Here is a 16,902-nt window from a genome sequence, read left to right on the forward strand (position 1 = left end):
TGGAATGCACGAAACCGGTTGAGAAATGCACGAAACCCCGGACGGAATGCACGAAACCGGGAGAGGAATGCACGAAACCCCGGACGGAATGCACGAAACCGGGTGAGAAATGCACGAACCCGAACGGAATGCACGAAACCGGGAGAGGAATGCACGAAACCGGGCTAGACATGAACATAGCAAAAAAATAGAGGACCTGAGCCCTCCATAAAAGTATTTCAATCTTTCCCAGGCCTAGCCACAAAAAACCTCTTTCCATTAAACACATTCACCCCAGGCAAGGCCTCAACCTTCCCATTAACTACGCGAAAATTTTTATTTTTTGGATAGCGAATTTCCTTGTTGTCCTTTCTTGCTACAAAGACTTCATTATTTTTACTCTCTGGTTCAATCCTCGTTTTATATCCTTTTCCTTTAAACCATTGTTCTGCATCGACAAAGAGAGCGTCAGTGGTTTCATCGAGATTTACTTCCAAATAATCTGCCATTACCTTAGCCAAGTCGATATTGTCCAAAAGCCCAGCCGGTTTACCAGGGCCGAAAGAATAAAGTAAAACATCCTCACCTGTATGACCATGGGTGGTAAAGCCAATATGGGCTCGTTTGGCTAAAAATTGCGCAAGAAGACCTTTCACATCATCCTTGTGTTTAGCTGCTTGCAGGAGATCGAGTTCTTCCCTTTGCAAATCTTTGAGTCCGTAATAGGATGCAACCTCTACTAAATTAGAGTGATCCTTTTTTAACAAAGAAACAGCACCCTCAACTGAGAGTTTTGCTTGTTTGATCGGTCTGATAAATTTGGCCGGCGGTGAGATCGCGTAATCGGTATCCGTTCCCCAGTCCCCAATGGACAAGCCGCTATTCCCGTGATCCGCCACAGCAATAACAAGCGTTTTTCCATCAGCATTTGCAAAATCCAATGCCTTTTTGACAGCCTCATCAAACGCGAGCACCTCAGTAATGATCCCAACCGGGTCATTTAAATGAGCCGCCCAATCAACTTTACTGCCTTCGACCATGAGGAAAAATCCCTTTTTCTGCTGAGATAGAGTGTGAATGGCTTTTTCCGTCATTTCTGCTAGTGAAGGCTGTTTCAATCCGAAAGCTTTTCGATCAATATCATAAGCCATTGCACCTTCTGCAAAGGAACCCCAGATTTTCCGGCCAGAGGCAGAGGCTAACTGATGCTTTGAATTTACTAAAGTATAGTCTTTCTCCTTTAACACCTGAAGCAAATTTTCTCCGTCATTTCGGCTTTCTTCTCTATCTCCCGGTAAAAGAGAGGCTTTCCCTCCGCCCAAAACCACATCAATCCCTTGGTACACCTGCTGCTCTGCAATATCAGAGAACATTTCGCGATCTAATACGTGTGCAGAGAATCCAGCCGGAGTTGCATGCTGAATTGGAGCCGTTGCTACAAGTCCTGTTGCATATCCGCTGCTTTTAGCTGCTTCTAATATAGAAGCTTTCGGAATGATATCCTTTGGTTTGTTTGCTTCATCTGACGGATAAAGCGGGGCCATCCCTACTTTATCTACAATCGTTTTATGCCCTGTAGCCATGGCTGTTGCTGCAGAGGCGCTATCCGTGATCACAGAGCGAAGGGAATAGGTGCGAACACCGCCAACAACCATCTCATCTAAAGCAAGACTGCTTCCTTTATACCAGCGCGAGAGAGTAACTGCACTAGAATTTGTCCCATCCATGATCATCATAATGACGTTTTTGCAGGGGGAGGGGGTGGTGTTAGCCAATACAGGCTGACTATATAAGAAAATAAGAATGATTGTCAAAAAAGCTAACTTGGTTCTTTTCAAAGAATCTTCCTCCCTTTTAGAAAAAGTTTCCTTTTTTAATGTGCGGAAGAAGACATCTTCTTATTCATTTAAAAAAGAGATCGGAAATTGTAAATTTTACTCGAAATTGGAATCATTTTCCTATATACTGTAAAACATGGACATTACTAATCTTTTAAATACAATGACCAAAAAAGTAAAAAAATAGCTATATAGGATTATACAGTTAATGCTTCCAGTATGTTAGAATGTAGAAAAAAGTCGAAAGAAAGGAGATGTATTATGCGCAGGGTACGGCAAAGTTTGACAGCAGGCCTCCTTTGTCTATTAATGTCGGGATCTATAACACCAGGATTAGCCTATGGCATGGAGGGAGAAGATCCTGACGCTGCTTCTCAAGAAACTTCCGCACCAGTTGATCAAACGGAAGAAGCTGCCGGCACAGAAATTGAGGATAATTCAATTGAAAGCTATAACACTGCTTATCAAACTGAATTACCAAATGAAGCAATGCTTACATACATAGCTTCCGTCAATACCAATCAGTTTACTGATGTAGGAACAACTCACCGTGCTAAAGATGAAATCTATTATTTAGCCTCAGGGGGAATCATTTACGGGACTTCCGCTGACAAATTCTCCCCAGCTCGAAACGTTACGCGTGGCGAAGCGGCGGCGATGGTAGGTCGTATGCTGTCTTTAGATGGGACAAAGAGAGCTACCGAGTTTACGGATGTAGGAGCGGGTAACTTTGCCTCGGGCTATATTCAGGCAGCTGCTGACAGAGGGATTATAAGCGGGTATAAAGATGGTTCTTTTAAACCTGATCAGCCCGTGACACGCGGGGAAATGGCGTTTTTAATTAATAAGGCGCTAAACTTTGGTGCAACCAGTATTTCTGGAGCAGCCTCACTGCTTATGAATAAAGGAATTGCTCAAGGGCTTCCGGATGGCACTTTTGGCCAAAATTTACATATTATTCGAGCGGACTTTTCTGTGTTTTTAGCTCGCAGTATTTTAGCAGATTTACGAATTGAACCAAATGAGTCTTTTGACCAAGTAGCATTTATTACCGCAACCGATTTAAACGTAAGAACCGGTCCAGGAACCAAATTCACAAGAGTTGCTCAATTACAGCCTCGAGAAGTCAGAAGTGCCTATCAAATCGGGGAATGGTATTACATTACTTGGGCAGAAGGGAAAACAGGTTTTGTCCATGGAGATTATCTATCTAATCAGGCTATTGACGATATAACAAAGATTTTACAAGAGACTCATATTATTGTAGACCCAGGTCATGGTTACACTGACCCAGGGGCAACAGGCTTTGGGACTCATGAAAAAGATGTAGTTCTTGATGTAGCAACCAGAGTAAAAGGATATATCCAACAAACTCCTTTACAAGTGTCGTTAACGAGAGAATCTGATCGTTTTCTTTCTTTAGCGGAACGAGTTACTTTTGCCAAAGAGCAGGGTGGAGATATATTTGTAAGTATTCATACGAATGCGTACAATGGTGAGGCTAACGGGACAGAAACATATTACTATAAAGCTGCTGCAACCAATCCATACACCTCTCAAAGCAGAGCATTAGCCATCTATATTCAAAACCGGGTATTAGAGGCGTGGGGACTATACGACCGAGGAGTAAAACCGGGTAACTTTCATGTACTGCGTGAAAATACAATGCCTGCTGTATTAGTGGAACTTGGATTTATTGACAACACAGGAGATTATCAGAAGATCAGTTCACCAGAAGAAAGACAAAAAGCGGCAAAGGCTATCTTCTTCGGAATACTAGATTACTATTATCATTATGAAGGTTTGGATATTCAATTTTTATATACCCAAATGAATGCTTCGCCATCGCCAAGACTTCATTAATGAACGACAAAAAAAGGAACTGGTTTAAAGCTGGTTCCTTTTTTAAATCATTTATCCGTATGGAATAAAGAATATCGTTTCATGTTACAGATTTTAAAACAGTGAGGGGAAAATTATGATAAAAAAAGGCTCAATCTGTTTTATGTTATTCTTGCTGATCTTCGCATCCGTTACTGGGGCTGGAATGGCAGCAAGTGAAGATACACAGGAATATATTATTCAATTTCAAGATGAGATTCCTGCCGAAATTCTTAGTGCCTTAGGCTTTGAAACCATGTATACATATCCTTCGATTGACTCAGCAGCAGTTAAGGGGAATTCAGCTCAATTAGCGCTATTAAGCAATCAAACTAAACTTTTAACTGTAACTGAAAATAAACCTGTCAATACTTCGTTGACACCTCAAACTGTTTCTTGGGGATATGAGCCGGTTGAAGCCCCGCAAATGGCAGAAGCGGGTTTGACCGGAGATGGAGTAAAGGTGGCCATTTTAGATACAGGTATTGATACGGAACATCCAGATTTAAAAGTGGCCGGCGGTGTCTGTGTTGCCGAAAGCTGTCCGTCTGGTTTTGACGATAATAATGGTCATGGAACTCATATTGCGGGGATCATTGCTGCACAGGATAATGAGATCGGTGTATTAGGGATTGCCCCTGATGTTGAGCTTTATGCCATTAAGTCTTTAGATCAAAACGGTGATGGAACTACAGCCACCATTATTGCCGGAATCGAATGGGCGATTCAAAATCAAATGGATATTATTAACCTAAGTGTGACAACGACTGCGAATGATTCAGCCTTGCAGCGAATTCTTGATCAAGCTTATCAACAAGGAATTCTATTAGTTGGTTCAGGCGGAAACAATGGGACAGCTGCCGGAACAGAGAATAATGTTATGTACCCGGCTAAATATCCTACTGTTATCGCCGTTAGCAGTGTCGACTCACAATTAAAGAGAAGTTCCACCTCTGCTACCGGGTATGAAATTGAAATTGCTGCTCCTGGGGACCAAATATTAAGTACATTTCCAAGTGATGTTTTAATCAATGGAAGTCAGAGTAATGGGTATGCCGTGATGAGCGGAACGTCTATGGCCGCACCTTTTGTTGCCGCCATGCTTGCTCTTTATAAAGAAAAAGAACCTGCTAAAACGAGTGCAGAGCTTCGCACTCTTCTCCAACAAAATGCTTTGGATTTAGGTGTTGCCGGAAAAGACAATTTATATGGATATGGGTTAGTGCAGGGAATCAGTGAAGTCACTGAAGCGGATGGAAACCAAGTGGCGGTTACATCAGTAGTAAATGGTAAAGTTCAGATGGAGATTACAGCAAATGAACTTGTACAAACCGTTACGGTTACAAGAAATGCACAACCAGTGAAAAGCTTAGCTGAAGGTACCTTTACGGATTATGTACTAGCTGGTCAATATCAATATGCATTTGATTTTCAATATGCAGATGGAAAAAAGGTTACAATTCCAGTCAAAGTAGATGTGCCAGCGCCGAAATTTAGTGATCTTTCTATGAAGCAATGGTTTGCTCCGCATATGGTTTATCTGTATGAGAATAGTATTTTAGCAGGAACTACTTCTACCACTATGAAGCCGGATTCTAATATTACAAGAGCGATGGCGGTTGCGATTATCGGACGTGCAGTGGGACTTAATGGGGAAAAAAGATCTACTCACTTTTCTGATGTAGGATCAAACAATTTTGCCTCTGGATATATTCAATCAGCCTATGAAAATGGGATTCTGCTTGGATTTCCCGATGGAACCTTTAGGCCGGACCAAGAAGTGACACGGGCGGAAATGGCGATGCTAGTCGCAAAGGCTTACCGGCTAGATGATGCTACACCGGTTGCGTTTCCTGATGTAAATGAAAAGGTTTCAGGTTACGAAGCCATTTATAAAATTGCCAATGCCAATATCACTTCAGGGTATTTAGACGGGGAATTTAAACCGTATGAACCAATGAAACGATCCACTTTTGCTGTCTTTATTGCAAGGGCGGAGAATCCGCTATTTTTAGATGTCGAATAGTAGAGTAAGAGAGTTGCCTTTGGATGGGGGCAGTTCTCTTTTTTTATGTAGAGGTACGCCTTTTACGGACACTGGTTCCGTTATTTTTGAAAAAAGGGCTAATTTCTAAAATTATCGGACACTGATTCCGCTATTCGAACAAATTAAAGCTATTTTTCCTTGTTTTTAGCAAAATAACGGAATGTATGTCCGATCGTGTCGTAAAAATAGTTGTTTTTATGGAAATAGCGGAACCAATGTCCGCTTAGATGAGGCATAATAAGTTTTACATCTGAAACCAAAAAGCACCGGGGAGTTTTCGCAAGTTTTTTCTTATTACATTATTTTTAAACTCTAGTAACGTATTTGTAATAGAATCGTAACGAAAATTGTCGAAAAAATTTGGTAAACTTGGAATATCATATTAGATCGAAAATCGAAATAAATTGTCAATTATTAGCGAGGTGCCAACATGGTTCGACGAAAGTACATACTAACGATTCTTACTCTAGCAATAATAATGTTACTCGGAATGAATGCCCAAGCTTCGAGCGGTGCTACGAATGAGCAGGTTGTCGAAAAGGCGAAGGAGTTTGTCGGTGTTCCTTATAGATTTGGCGGTAACACACCAAGCGGATTTGATTGTTCCGGATTTATAGTTTATGTTTTCGACCAGTTTGGCATCGAACTTCCTAGAACATCAGCGGGGCAATTTGAATATGGCACTTCCGTTGAGAAAAGTGATTTACAGCCAGGCGACCTTGTATTCTTTAAAAATACATATAAAGCGGGAATTTCCCATGCCGGAATTTATGTAGGCAACAATAAATTTATTAGTGCAACATCTTCAAGCGGAGTTCAAATCGTTTCACTTAGCAATACATACTGGGGACCTCGCTATGCAGGTGCAAAGAGACTTTCAAGTGTTACATATGCCGGATTTACAGATTTAGCAGCTGATCATGATGCGTACACAGCAATCATGACTCTTTATAAAGACAACATTATTAGCGGATTCAGCAATAATGAGTTTAAACCAGAAGATCCTGTAACGCGCGGACAGGCCGCTGCCATATTAAATAGAGTTCTTGGTCTTAAAGCGACTAACTTAAATTCTTTTAAAGATGTAAATGCGAATACTAATTTTGCAAAAGACATTGCCGCGATTAAATCAACAGGTATTATCAGCGGATTCCCAGATGGTACTTTTAGACCGAATGAAAACCTGACTAGAGCACAAATGGCTGTCATCATTGATCGTGCATTCGAAATTGAATCTAACAAAGTTTCGAAAGCAAGTATTTCTTTTAATGACGTCGGTGCTAACTATTGGGCCTATAACTCCATTATTAAACTATCAAGTATTGATAAAACATCCCTTTTCACCGGCTCTAAATTCAGAGCAAACGACAAAGCTACAAGAGCCGATTTTTCAGCAGCGATTTATAGTGTTAAATATTAATGTAACAAAGGGACGGTTCTTCTGTTTCAAAGAAACAGAAGAACCGTCCTTTTTTATTTGATATTGGACTATTTATAGACACATCGACTCTATCTCCCCTCATCTTCAATCCTTCCATAGTTTCCGATAATCTGAATGTCCTATTATTTCAATTACTGTTTCGTTTTGTGTCGTTTATAGGAGTATAAATCTGAATTCGGAGGAAACCTGCAGCGAAAAAAAGAAACTTTATTTTAACAGAAAGGAGAGGAGGGACGAATTCTTCGGAAACTTAAAAAGTATGTAAAGGAGATGTGATATTTTGGGAAACAATGTCTTGCGCCAGCTTTCTTCTGTTGTTTCGATCCTGTTGGTTATGTCATTCATCTTGTCATCCATTGATTATTCATCTGCAGCAGCTCAAATGGCCGATGATCAGTGGGTACAGCTTCAAGTTGAAAATGGCGATTTTGAGGTTAATCCTGCTTCAGAAACAGATCTGCCTGGCTGGGAGTACTGGGATGGCGGCTATCAGGAAGGAATGAGTATCTCTCAAGATCGTGCATTTGCAGGGGAGCAAAGTCTGAAAGTCCATAATAATGGAGTAGTCGGTCTGTTTAGTCAAGAGATTCCGGTAACTGAAGGCGATACATACAAACTGTCAGCACAACTTTTCATTGAAGAATTGACATCTGGAAACCCTGGGATCTGGCTGCGATGGCTGAATGAGGAAGGGGAAATTATTCAAAATAGCCCAAAATACTTCGAGAACCTTCCTCTTCAGCAATGGAATGAAGTTACAATTGAAGCGGCTGCCCCGCCTGAAGCAAAGAGTGTTAAAATTTTCATTTATCAAACGACAGCCACCAAAATGAAGGGCTACTATGATCAAATCCAGCTATTTAAAAAATCATCAGGGATTGCAGTAGACTTACAGAATCCAAGTTTTGAAGAAGCTTCTATTGATGGAACAATACCAAGTTGGGAGTTTTACCCGCCACAGCTTAGTGATGGGACCTCTATTTCTCTCAGTCGAGATGTTGTATATGCAGGTGAACAGAGTGTAAAGATAACAGACGGTTCCAATGAAAAATCAGTTGGGTTGTACAGTAGCGCCGTTCAAATAGAACCAAACAAGGTCTACACCGTTTCAGGCAAAGCTTATATCGAATCTGGAGGTATTAGTATCTACGTTAAATTTTATAATAGCTCTGGACAAGAAGTTGGCAGTTATCGAACCGGATATAATTCACCAAATAATCAATGGATTGATATCCTTGCAGAAGGGAAAGCCCCTGCAGATTCGGTGTCTGCAAAAGTTTTCTTATACGCTGGTGCAGCTGGTACAAGCTCGGCCTATTATGATGACTTCAGATTATCCATGAAAGAACAGCTGGAGCTTCCTTTTGAATTTGGCAATCCCATTAACTATGGTCCAGCCGCTTTAGCAGCGAAAATCCAAGGCGCAGCAATCGGAAATGGAGAACTTTATTTTGTCACGAACGGCTCACCCGGCACTTTTTATGCGAATGATGCCAGTACAGGAGAAGTCATTTTCTCTCAGCCGATTCCCGGGATTGATGTCGTCTGGGGATTAACAATCGGATCTGATGGTAATGTATATTTCTCCGGTACGTATAATGGGATCTTATACCGTTATGTTGTAAACGAAAAAAGAATTGAGCAAGTAGGTAAAAACCCATCGGATGATTGGGTCTGGGAATTAGAAGCTTCTGAAGATGGGAAAATTTATGGAGCGACTTATCCAAATGCAAAAGTGTTTGAATATGATATAGCAAAAAATCAATTTAGAGACTTAGGTTCGATCCACCCAGACCAGAAATATGCAAGAGGACTAGGGGTAACAAATGAAAATCTTTATGTAGGGATTGGCACTACCGCCTATTTATATCAAATAAACCGGGAAACTGGCGAGAAGACGGAAATTAATCTCCCCATAACCGGTCAGGAAACGTCTGTTTCGAATATTTGGGAATACGACAACAGGCTATTTGTTGCTTATGGAACCTCTATGATCGTAATGGATTTGACAACTGGTGAAGTAGTAAAAGAAATGAACTGGCAGGATGAAAATACATTTGATGGATTAATTTCGGAGCCATCTCCTTATGACAGCAGTCTCATCTACTTCAGGAATAAAAATACAAGTGAATTGTGGACATATGATCTAGATACAAATGAAACACAGCCAGTTGAACCGCGTATACAGCTGCCAGCTTCATCTGTAAAAGCGTTCAAATGGACAACCAATCCCGATGGTACAAAAGTGCTTGCAATTCTGCATCAGCAGATTGAGTATTCGATTTATAACCCGCAAACCAATACGTTAGAGGTCAGCTATCCAGAGGCTGAAATGCAAGGACTTGCGATACAAAGTTTGGAAATTGGTGAGGACGATAACGTTTATATGGGCGGATACCAAGGATCGATGGGTGTTTTTGACACTTCGGCAGAAGAATATATTTTACACGAAAGAAATCCTCATCAAATCGAGGGCATCGGTTTTCTGAATGGAAAAGTGTATATGGGAACCTATGGGGGAGCTCTCATATATGAGTTCGATCCAAATCAACCTTATCATTATACAAATGGAGGTCCTGGAAATAACCCGGAAATGGTCTATGATATTGGCGTAGAACAAAGCAGACCGTTCACTTTTGCCTCAGGTGAAAACAAGCTTTATATTGGTACGATACCTGATTACGGCAGATTAGGCGGTGCATTAACGATATTTGATTCGCAGACTAATGAATGGAAAAGTATCCGCAATATCATACCGAATCAAAGTATTATAGGTTTAGCCTACCTTAACGAAACAGTGTATGGAGGTTCGTCCGTTGCAGGCGGACTTGGGATTGAACCAACTGAACAAGAAGCAAAAATGTTTGCCTTTAATACTTCATCGGAAGAATATGAAGTTTTCGATATTAATATAGAAGATTTTCGGCCAGAAATGATCGGGGAGTTATCGATTGGCCCAGATCAGAATTTATGGGGGATTGCTTGGGGATATGCTAATGATGGAATCGTTAAATCAGTAGTCTTTGCAATGAACCCTGAAACAAAAGAAATCCTTAAATCTGCTGAACTCTATCCGGGAGTCCAAAGGGGGAGTCAATGGCGTCCATTCTTTATGAGATGGAGTGACGAGGGCTTACTATATACCACCGCTGGCCGCAGACTTACAGTTATAGATCCTGAAACGATGATGAGTCAACAGCTAGTTGGAGATACTGTTAATCTTATGGATCTGGATAGTGAAGGGAACATTTATTACGCTATCGGAGAAAATCTATTTAAATTACCGGTACCTTTAAATAACGCGCTTGTTTCTATCGATGATAATACGGTCATTCAGGGAAGCGAAAAGAATGTAGAACTGACTGGTACCCTTGCCAATGGGAAAACGGCTGATTTGGCAGGTGCTGAGATAGAATGGTTCAATTCAGATTCTCAGGCTGCTGTTATTGAAAACGGAAAGCTTATTGGAAATAATGCTGGCAGCACCGCGGTTTACGCTAAGGTAACCTATAATGGAGAAACCATTAATTCCAATACAATCACAGTCACAGTTCAAGTTACAGCTTCATCTCTCATATCCCAGATTGAAGAGCTTGAAGCATTAGCAAAACTGAAAAAATCAACCTCTGAGCAACTAGTGAACAAATTAAAACAGGCTCAACATCAGTTTGAAAAAGGCGATACAGCTCAAGCAATTAAACATTTACAAGACTTCGTAAAACTCTTAGAAAATAGTAATGAGAATGAGGATATCATTACCCTGTTAACAACCAATGTGAAATCAATAGAAGATTATTATCGCAAACACTAAAACGAAACAAAGGGACGGTTCTTCTGTTTCATGAAACAGAAGAACCGTCCCTTTGTTTCATTCTTGTCCAAATTTGTCATACGAAATTTTAGAAAAATTTTACTGTATATGAAACTTTTTCATATATTATAGAGTCATATTGTTTAGCGAAACTTTTGGGGGTGGGAGTCTTCGTTGATTTTTAATTAAATCAAAAGAAGTAGTTTTTAAGAGGAAATTTAAAGGGGGATCATATGAGAAAAATCAAAAAAGCACTTAATCTTTCGCTTGCTGCAGGGCTCGTTTTTTCTACTTTAGCTGCTGGAGCAAGTGCACAGACGACTGGTGAAGATGCATATAAAGCACATATCTCGTCTGTTATTCAAAAAAGTCCTTTACTAAAACAGACACAAAATAATAAAACAGAAAATCCAACGATGAGTGCAGATACACTTGTAATTAAATACACGTCACCTCTCACATCCAGTCAGAATCAAAAGGCAAAAGCCACTATGGTGCAAAACATAAAAGAACTGCAATATGCGGTGGTAAAGGTTCACAACAAAGACCAGTTAGACAAAGTCATTAATCAATATATGAGCTATGACAACGTTATTTCCGTAAAACCAAGTGTTTACTTTACTCCATTTGCAGCTGCAGCAGATCCGAAAGCAGCAGAACAGTACCATCTAAGCATGCTGCAAATTGCTAAAGCACAAGGCTTAGCCGGAAAAAATAAAGTAAAAGTTGCGGTTATTGATCAGGGGATTGATAGAGATCACCCAGAGCTTAAGAATAAGCTCGGTGTCGGATATAACATGATCGAACCTTTAAACCAGCCTTGGGCAGATTTCCATGGTACACACGTAGCGGGTATCATTGGAGCTGAAAAAGGAAATGGAACGGGCGGATACGGAATCAATCCAAATGTTGAAATCATTTCGATCGACGTGTTTAACCGTCAATGGGGAGCAACCGATTATGATATCGCGGAAGGCATTTTACAGGCAGTCAAAAGCGGTGCCAAAGTTATTAATATGAGTTTAGGATCTACCATGAATTCACCACTGATTGAAGATGCTGTAAAACAAGCGGTTAAGAAGAATGTTGTCGTCGTCGCTGCTGCAGGTAACTTTGGGGATGATATAAAGAGCTATCCGGCGGCGAATGAAGGAGTCATCTCTGTAGGAGCAATCAATGATAAAAAAGAACTGGCTGAATTCTCTTCGTACGGACCATCTGTTGATTTGGTAGCACCTGGAGAAGCAGTTTATGCCCCGCTTTATGATTACGAGAAAGGATCTACATACGCGAAGCTGGATGGAACTTCGATGGCATCTCCAGTTGTAGCAGGGGTAGCGTCTTTATTGTTATCGAAATACCCTAATTTAACACCATTACAAGTGGAATATATTTTAGAGAAAACAGCAACAGACCTTGGCGATAAAGGCTTTGATGTCAAATATGCGAATGGACTCGTTAATCCAGTAGCGGCCCTCCAATTTGATATCAAGAAAATTCCAGCCTTGTCTGCATCAGAATATAATAAGGAAGAAATCTTAAAACGTGCTGTTAAGATTGATCCAAAAGCTAAAAAGACCCAAGAAGGCAATTTTGTTAAGCCGTATGAGCAAAAATGGTATCAGTTTAATGCAGCTGAAGGAGAGTACATCCAGCTTAAGGTAACTGGATCTGCTAATTACGATTATGCCTTAAAGGTTCATGTTTTCGGGGAAAAAGACTCTGCTGAACATGAGGTTAACATGGTTGCAGAGAATCTCTCAGAAGGAAAGCTAGTAAAGGTTCCATTCTCCGGAACTGTAGCTGTTGCTGTAGTGGATGCAAATGGGAATTATGATAACTCAGGCCAAAACCGGTCCCATTACGCATTAGATATTGAAGTCACGAAGGAAATTCCTGAAGCAGCCTCAAGTTTTACTGAGCCTGTTGTGGTTGAATCATTGCCGTATAGCGGAGAAGATACTTTTGTGTCTGCAGATTTCAAAGCAGCAGCGGAAGACTATTACAAAATTCAGGTGGATGAACCACAAGTGATTCGAGTTGAACTTAGCGGGGTTCCTGGAGTTAACTCAGCCATTGAAGCTTATTTTGCAGATGAGATGATGATGGAAGAAATGAGTAAGATGGAAACCGAAATGACTGACACTGAAAACCCAGACACCGATAAGTCTGAAGGCAAGCCAGAAGAGATTCCGGTTTACCCATTTGTGGTTGCTAATAATAAAGGGTACAGTGAAGGCGAAGTTTTAACGTTTGAGGCCATGCCAGGGCAAACATACATTATTAAAGTAACAAATGATAACTCAAATTATTTCGGAATGTACGATTACTTCCTCGACCCAAGTATGGGAACGGAAGAAAAGGAACAGGATTTTTCTTTAATTCCGTATTATTTGGATATTCATGGTAAGGTTTTGCCGCCTGATGAGGATGGTCTCCCATTTGGGATGATGCCGCCTGAAGAAGGTATGGAAGAAGAACAAGCTACTCTAGAATCCCAAAAGGCTTCGATTGCAGCCGTATTTGATATGTATTACTACCCAGAAGATGACTATGTCACACAAATTGAGAATGCAGCATTACCTTATGAAATGGGGACAGAAGCGTCAGGCTATCTGCAAATGATGGATGATGAGGATTGGTTTGCCTTTGAAGCATCTACAACCGGTGTATACCAATTTGGATTAGTCAGTTCACCTGAATCTTATCCGATGATGGAAATCTATGAAATTGCTACCGAAAAAACACCAGATGGTGAAGAGATTCGATACCTAAACTGGTTAGGTTCAAATATTTCGTGGGATGCATTCGGAGTTGGGGTGAAGAAGGATCTCAATACTGCTCTCCGTAAAGGAAAGAAATACCTAGTGAAATTAAATGAAAATTACTATGAAGGTACAGGAATTTCATTTAATCCGTATGCTTTTACCTCAAAGGTGCTTCTACAAAACCATGAGGACCAATATGAAGATAATAATGAAACTACCAAGGTAAAAGACCTTCCAGGAACAACGGTTAAAGGTAATTTCGGAACAGCCAATGACAGAGATGTTTTCTATTTCAAATCATCTAAAGACGCACTTTATGGGGTTACAGTCCAACGTGGTGCATTAAGTGACACATTGAAGAAACTGCCTAAAGAACTAGTAGCACCGTTCTATAGTTTTGTAACGTTTATAGAAGATACAAATAATAATAGAACACTAGATGATGATGAATGGGCAAAGGTTCAGCACATTGATTTGATGAACATAGATGGAATAACATCTGGTTCGATTTCAGCGAAAAAGGGTAAAAACTATTTTGTGATCCTAGAAGGATACGCTGATGGTCCGAACTCATTTACGCTGTGGCCATATGAGTTTAAGCTTCAAGAGCAAAACCGCAAAGATGAAGATGCCGGATCCGTGGTAAAAGGGAATGTACCTTCAAAACCTCTAGCACTTAAGAAAACAACATCTAGACTCTATACAGCAAAAGGTTATTTAAATGCTGGAGTGAAAAATGGTGATGAGGATTGGTATAAAGTAGACGTTTCTCACTCTTCAACATTGAAATTCAGAATGAGCACGTCACACGAAACAGATGCCGTTGTAGAGGTTTACCAGAATGGAAAGCTCATTCACTCAGCCGATGAATATGCATGGGGTGACGATGAAGTCTTCTTCCTGTCTCTAAAACCAGGAACCTATCATGTTAAAGTAAGAGACGCCAACAACAATGCAGCACTTTCACCTTATGAGTTTAAAGTGTACTTCACTAATTAAATTTACAGGGAAAAGCGGCCTCGTGCCGCTTTTTTCTTGAAACAGAGGGACGGTTCTTCCGTTTCACTGAAACGGAAGAACCGTCCCTCTGTTTTTTCATAAAATAACCAACTAAAATACTATTTAGTTTTATAGGTTAAGTTTGGTAGAATAATAGGGACGTTTTACAAAAAAACTAGTTTTTCGACACAGGGGGTTGAAAGGATTGAGGAAAACAATAGCGGCTATTGCCACATTTATGTTGGTTTTGAGTTTATTCTCTTTACCTGCTAAACAAGCAATGGCAGCCGAGGATGACATTACTGGCCATCGTTTAGAAACTGAAATGCGTCATCTGATTGAGTTAGGCGTTCTTGCAGGCTATGGAAACAATATTTACAAGCCAAATCAAACAATCACTAGAGCTGAATTTGCAAACTATGTTTATAGGGCATTGCAGCTGCCTAATGGAGTGCACAAGTTTCCTGATGTAGACCCAGGCTCTTCGTTAGCGGTAGGAATCAATGCTTCTGCAGCAGCGGGGCTTGTTCAAGGCGGAAGTGACGGCAAATTTAGACCGAATGATTTGATTACACGCGAACAAATGGCAGTTATGATTGATAAGTCATTAGCATACTTACAAATGGAAGCAGAAAAAGCTCCCCTGCCATTTACAGATAATGATGAAATTCAGTCATCCACTTTTGCGTTAGCGATCATGCATAATGTTTCTTTAGAGATTATAAGAGGCTTTGACGATAATACGTTCAGGCCAAAACAAAATGCAACAAGAGCAGAGGCCGCAGCCTTTATTTCCAGATTAATTACGAAATATGAGGAGCAAGGCGGAGAAGTTACTCCAGATGTCTATAAAGTAGGAACGATTAATGCAGATGGAACCATCTCATACGGATCACAATCGTATACTACATATGATGCAGCCACTGCAGCTGTTACATCTGCTTCTACGCAGGTTATTTCTTTAGGAGAGAAAATCGTAAAAATGCCTTCAGGTATTGCGATTACTCAGCCTAATCCTGATAATCAAGCTATTTTTTACTCTAGACCGGTCTTTACAACAGCAAATATTATGTTTGGTGTAGAACTTTATCGAGAACTAGAATATATCGAATCCACTGGAGAATATGTAAAAGTCCGGGTGGCTGATTCGATTGGTTATGTCAAACATTCTGCTGTAAAGCTTGTGCCTACTCAGCAAAAAAGCAGTAGATCTTATTATCAAGTAGACGCATCTGGTGATTTAATTCACCTTGAATACAGCTATTCAGCAAATGCGTATCATACTGGTTACGCGGTAGGGCCAGCACCAGACTTTTTAGAAACTGGCAAGAAATATTACAGCTGGAATGGGTACGACTTCTATGCAGAAAATGGAACAAAAGTAGGAACAGCCTATAATTACTTCCAGTACCTGCCGATTAGAACAGCAACCAGCTATACTGCACAAGAATTAGACCAATTTATAGCTCAAAAATATCAAGAGCTTGGGGTTTCAAATGGATTACTTACTGGCAAAGGTGCTTTCTTAAAACAAGTTGAAGAACAATATCGGGTTAATGCATTGTTTATTTTAGCAATGGCTGGCCATGAAAGCCGTTACGGTACAAGTGCATATGCCATCGAAAGAAACAATTTGTTTGGAATTGAAGCTTTTGATAGCGATCCAAACCGCGCAAAATATTTTGATAGTGTAGAAGATAGTATCACTGCATTAGCACAAAACTATATGAATGAGAAGTATGTTAGTCCAAATGTTTCCTATGATAACGGAGCGGTTGCCGGTAACAAAACAACAGGTGTCAACGTCCGTTATGCATCTGACCCATACTGGGGCTTAAAGGTTGCCCGTCATATGTACGGCATTGACAAGGCGCTTGGAGGGAAAGATCTAGGAAAATATCAAATTGGCATTACGAATACGAGCGGATTAAATATACGGACACAGCCTACCACATCATCTGCGATCGTTTTCACTTATGATAAAGCTGGTTATCCAGTTGTGATTTTGGAAAGCGTTACTCAACCAGACGGATCCATCTGGCATAAAATCATCTCTGATAAACTCGATGTAAAAGAAGCTTATGTGTATTCGATCTATGTCAATCAGCTGAATACAGTCAATCAATAATGAAAAATCC

The 16,902-nt window shown here is 40.4% G+C and carries 6 protein-coding genes and 2 pseudogenes; 7 read left to right on the plus strand and 1 reads right to left on the minus strand.

Annotated elements, in window-relative coordinates; all coding sequences use genetic code 11:
- Positions 1-218: 218 nt before the first annotated feature.
- On the minus strand, positions 219-1,817 hold the full coding sequence (locus tag CRO56_RS03240) for an alkaline phosphatase (protein ID WP_097157137.1): 1,599 nt from the start codon (positions 1,815-1,817) through the stop codon (positions 219-221).
- Between the two features lie 261 nt (positions 1,818-2,078).
- On the opposite strand from CRO56_RS03240, the gene CRO56_RS03245 reads away from it, so the two are divergent.
- From CRO56_RS03245 to CRO56_RS03270, 7 genes and pseudogenes are all read left to right on the plus strand, one after another.
- Positions 2,079-3,680, plus strand: a complete 1,602-nt coding sequence (locus tag CRO56_RS03245) for an N-acetylmuramoyl-L-alanine amidase (RefSeq protein WP_245855555.1) — start codon at positions 2,079-2,081, stop codon at positions 3,678-3,680.
- 115 nt (positions 3,681-3,795) lie between these two features.
- Positions 3,796-5,724, plus strand: coding sequence for a S8 family peptidase (locus tag CRO56_RS03250; protein ID WP_097157138.1), 1,929 nt, complete (start codon positions 3,796-3,798; stop codon positions 5,722-5,724).
- A 562-nt stretch (positions 5,725-6,286) separates the two neighbouring features.
- A pseudogene (locus CRO56_RS23570) lies at positions 6,287-6,616 on the plus strand (C40 family peptidase); the annotation flags it as partial.
- A gap of 39 nt (positions 6,617-6,655) precedes the next feature.
- A pseudogene (locus CRO56_RS23575) lies at positions 6,656-7,165 on the plus strand (S-layer homology domain-containing protein); the annotation flags it as partial.
- A gap of 301 nt (positions 7,166-7,466) precedes the next feature.
- Complete coding sequence (locus CRO56_RS03260; protein WP_097157140.1) at positions 7,467-10,997, plus strand: FIMAH domain-containing protein; 3,531 nt, start codon at positions 7,467-7,469, stop codon at positions 10,995-10,997.
- A gap of 233 nt (positions 10,998-11,230) precedes the next feature.
- Positions 11,231-14,764 (plus strand): S8 family peptidase, encoded by a 3,534-nt coding sequence (locus CRO56_RS03265; protein WP_097157141.1) that lies wholly within the window; start codon positions 11,231-11,233, stop codon positions 14,762-14,764.
- 205 nt (positions 14,765-14,969) lie between these two features.
- A complete protein-coding gene (locus CRO56_RS03270) occupies positions 14,970-16,892 on the plus strand; it encodes an S-layer homology domain-containing protein (RefSeq protein ID WP_097157142.1) in 1,923 nt (640 codons plus the stop codon).
- Positions 16,893-16,902 lie beyond the last annotated feature (10 nt).

Source organism: Bacillus oleivorans, from assembly GCF_900207585.1.
In the GTDB taxonomy this organism is placed as follows: Bacteria; Bacillota; Bacilli; order Bacillales; family JC228; genus Bacillus_BF; species Bacillus_BF oleivorans.

Coding starts and splice junctions, on each gene's coding strand:
- CRO56_RS03245 (WP_245855555.1), top strand. CDS start 2,079: ATGCGCAGGGTACGGCAAAGTTTGACAGCAGGCCTCCTTTGTCTATTA.
- CRO56_RS03250 (WP_097157138.1), top strand. CDS start 3,796: ATGATAAAAAAAGGCTCAATCTGTTTTATGTTATTCTTGCTGATCTTC.
- CRO56_RS03265 (WP_097157141.1), top strand. CDS start 11,231: ATGAGAAAAATCAAAAAAGCACTTAATCTTTCGCTTGCTGCAGGGCTC.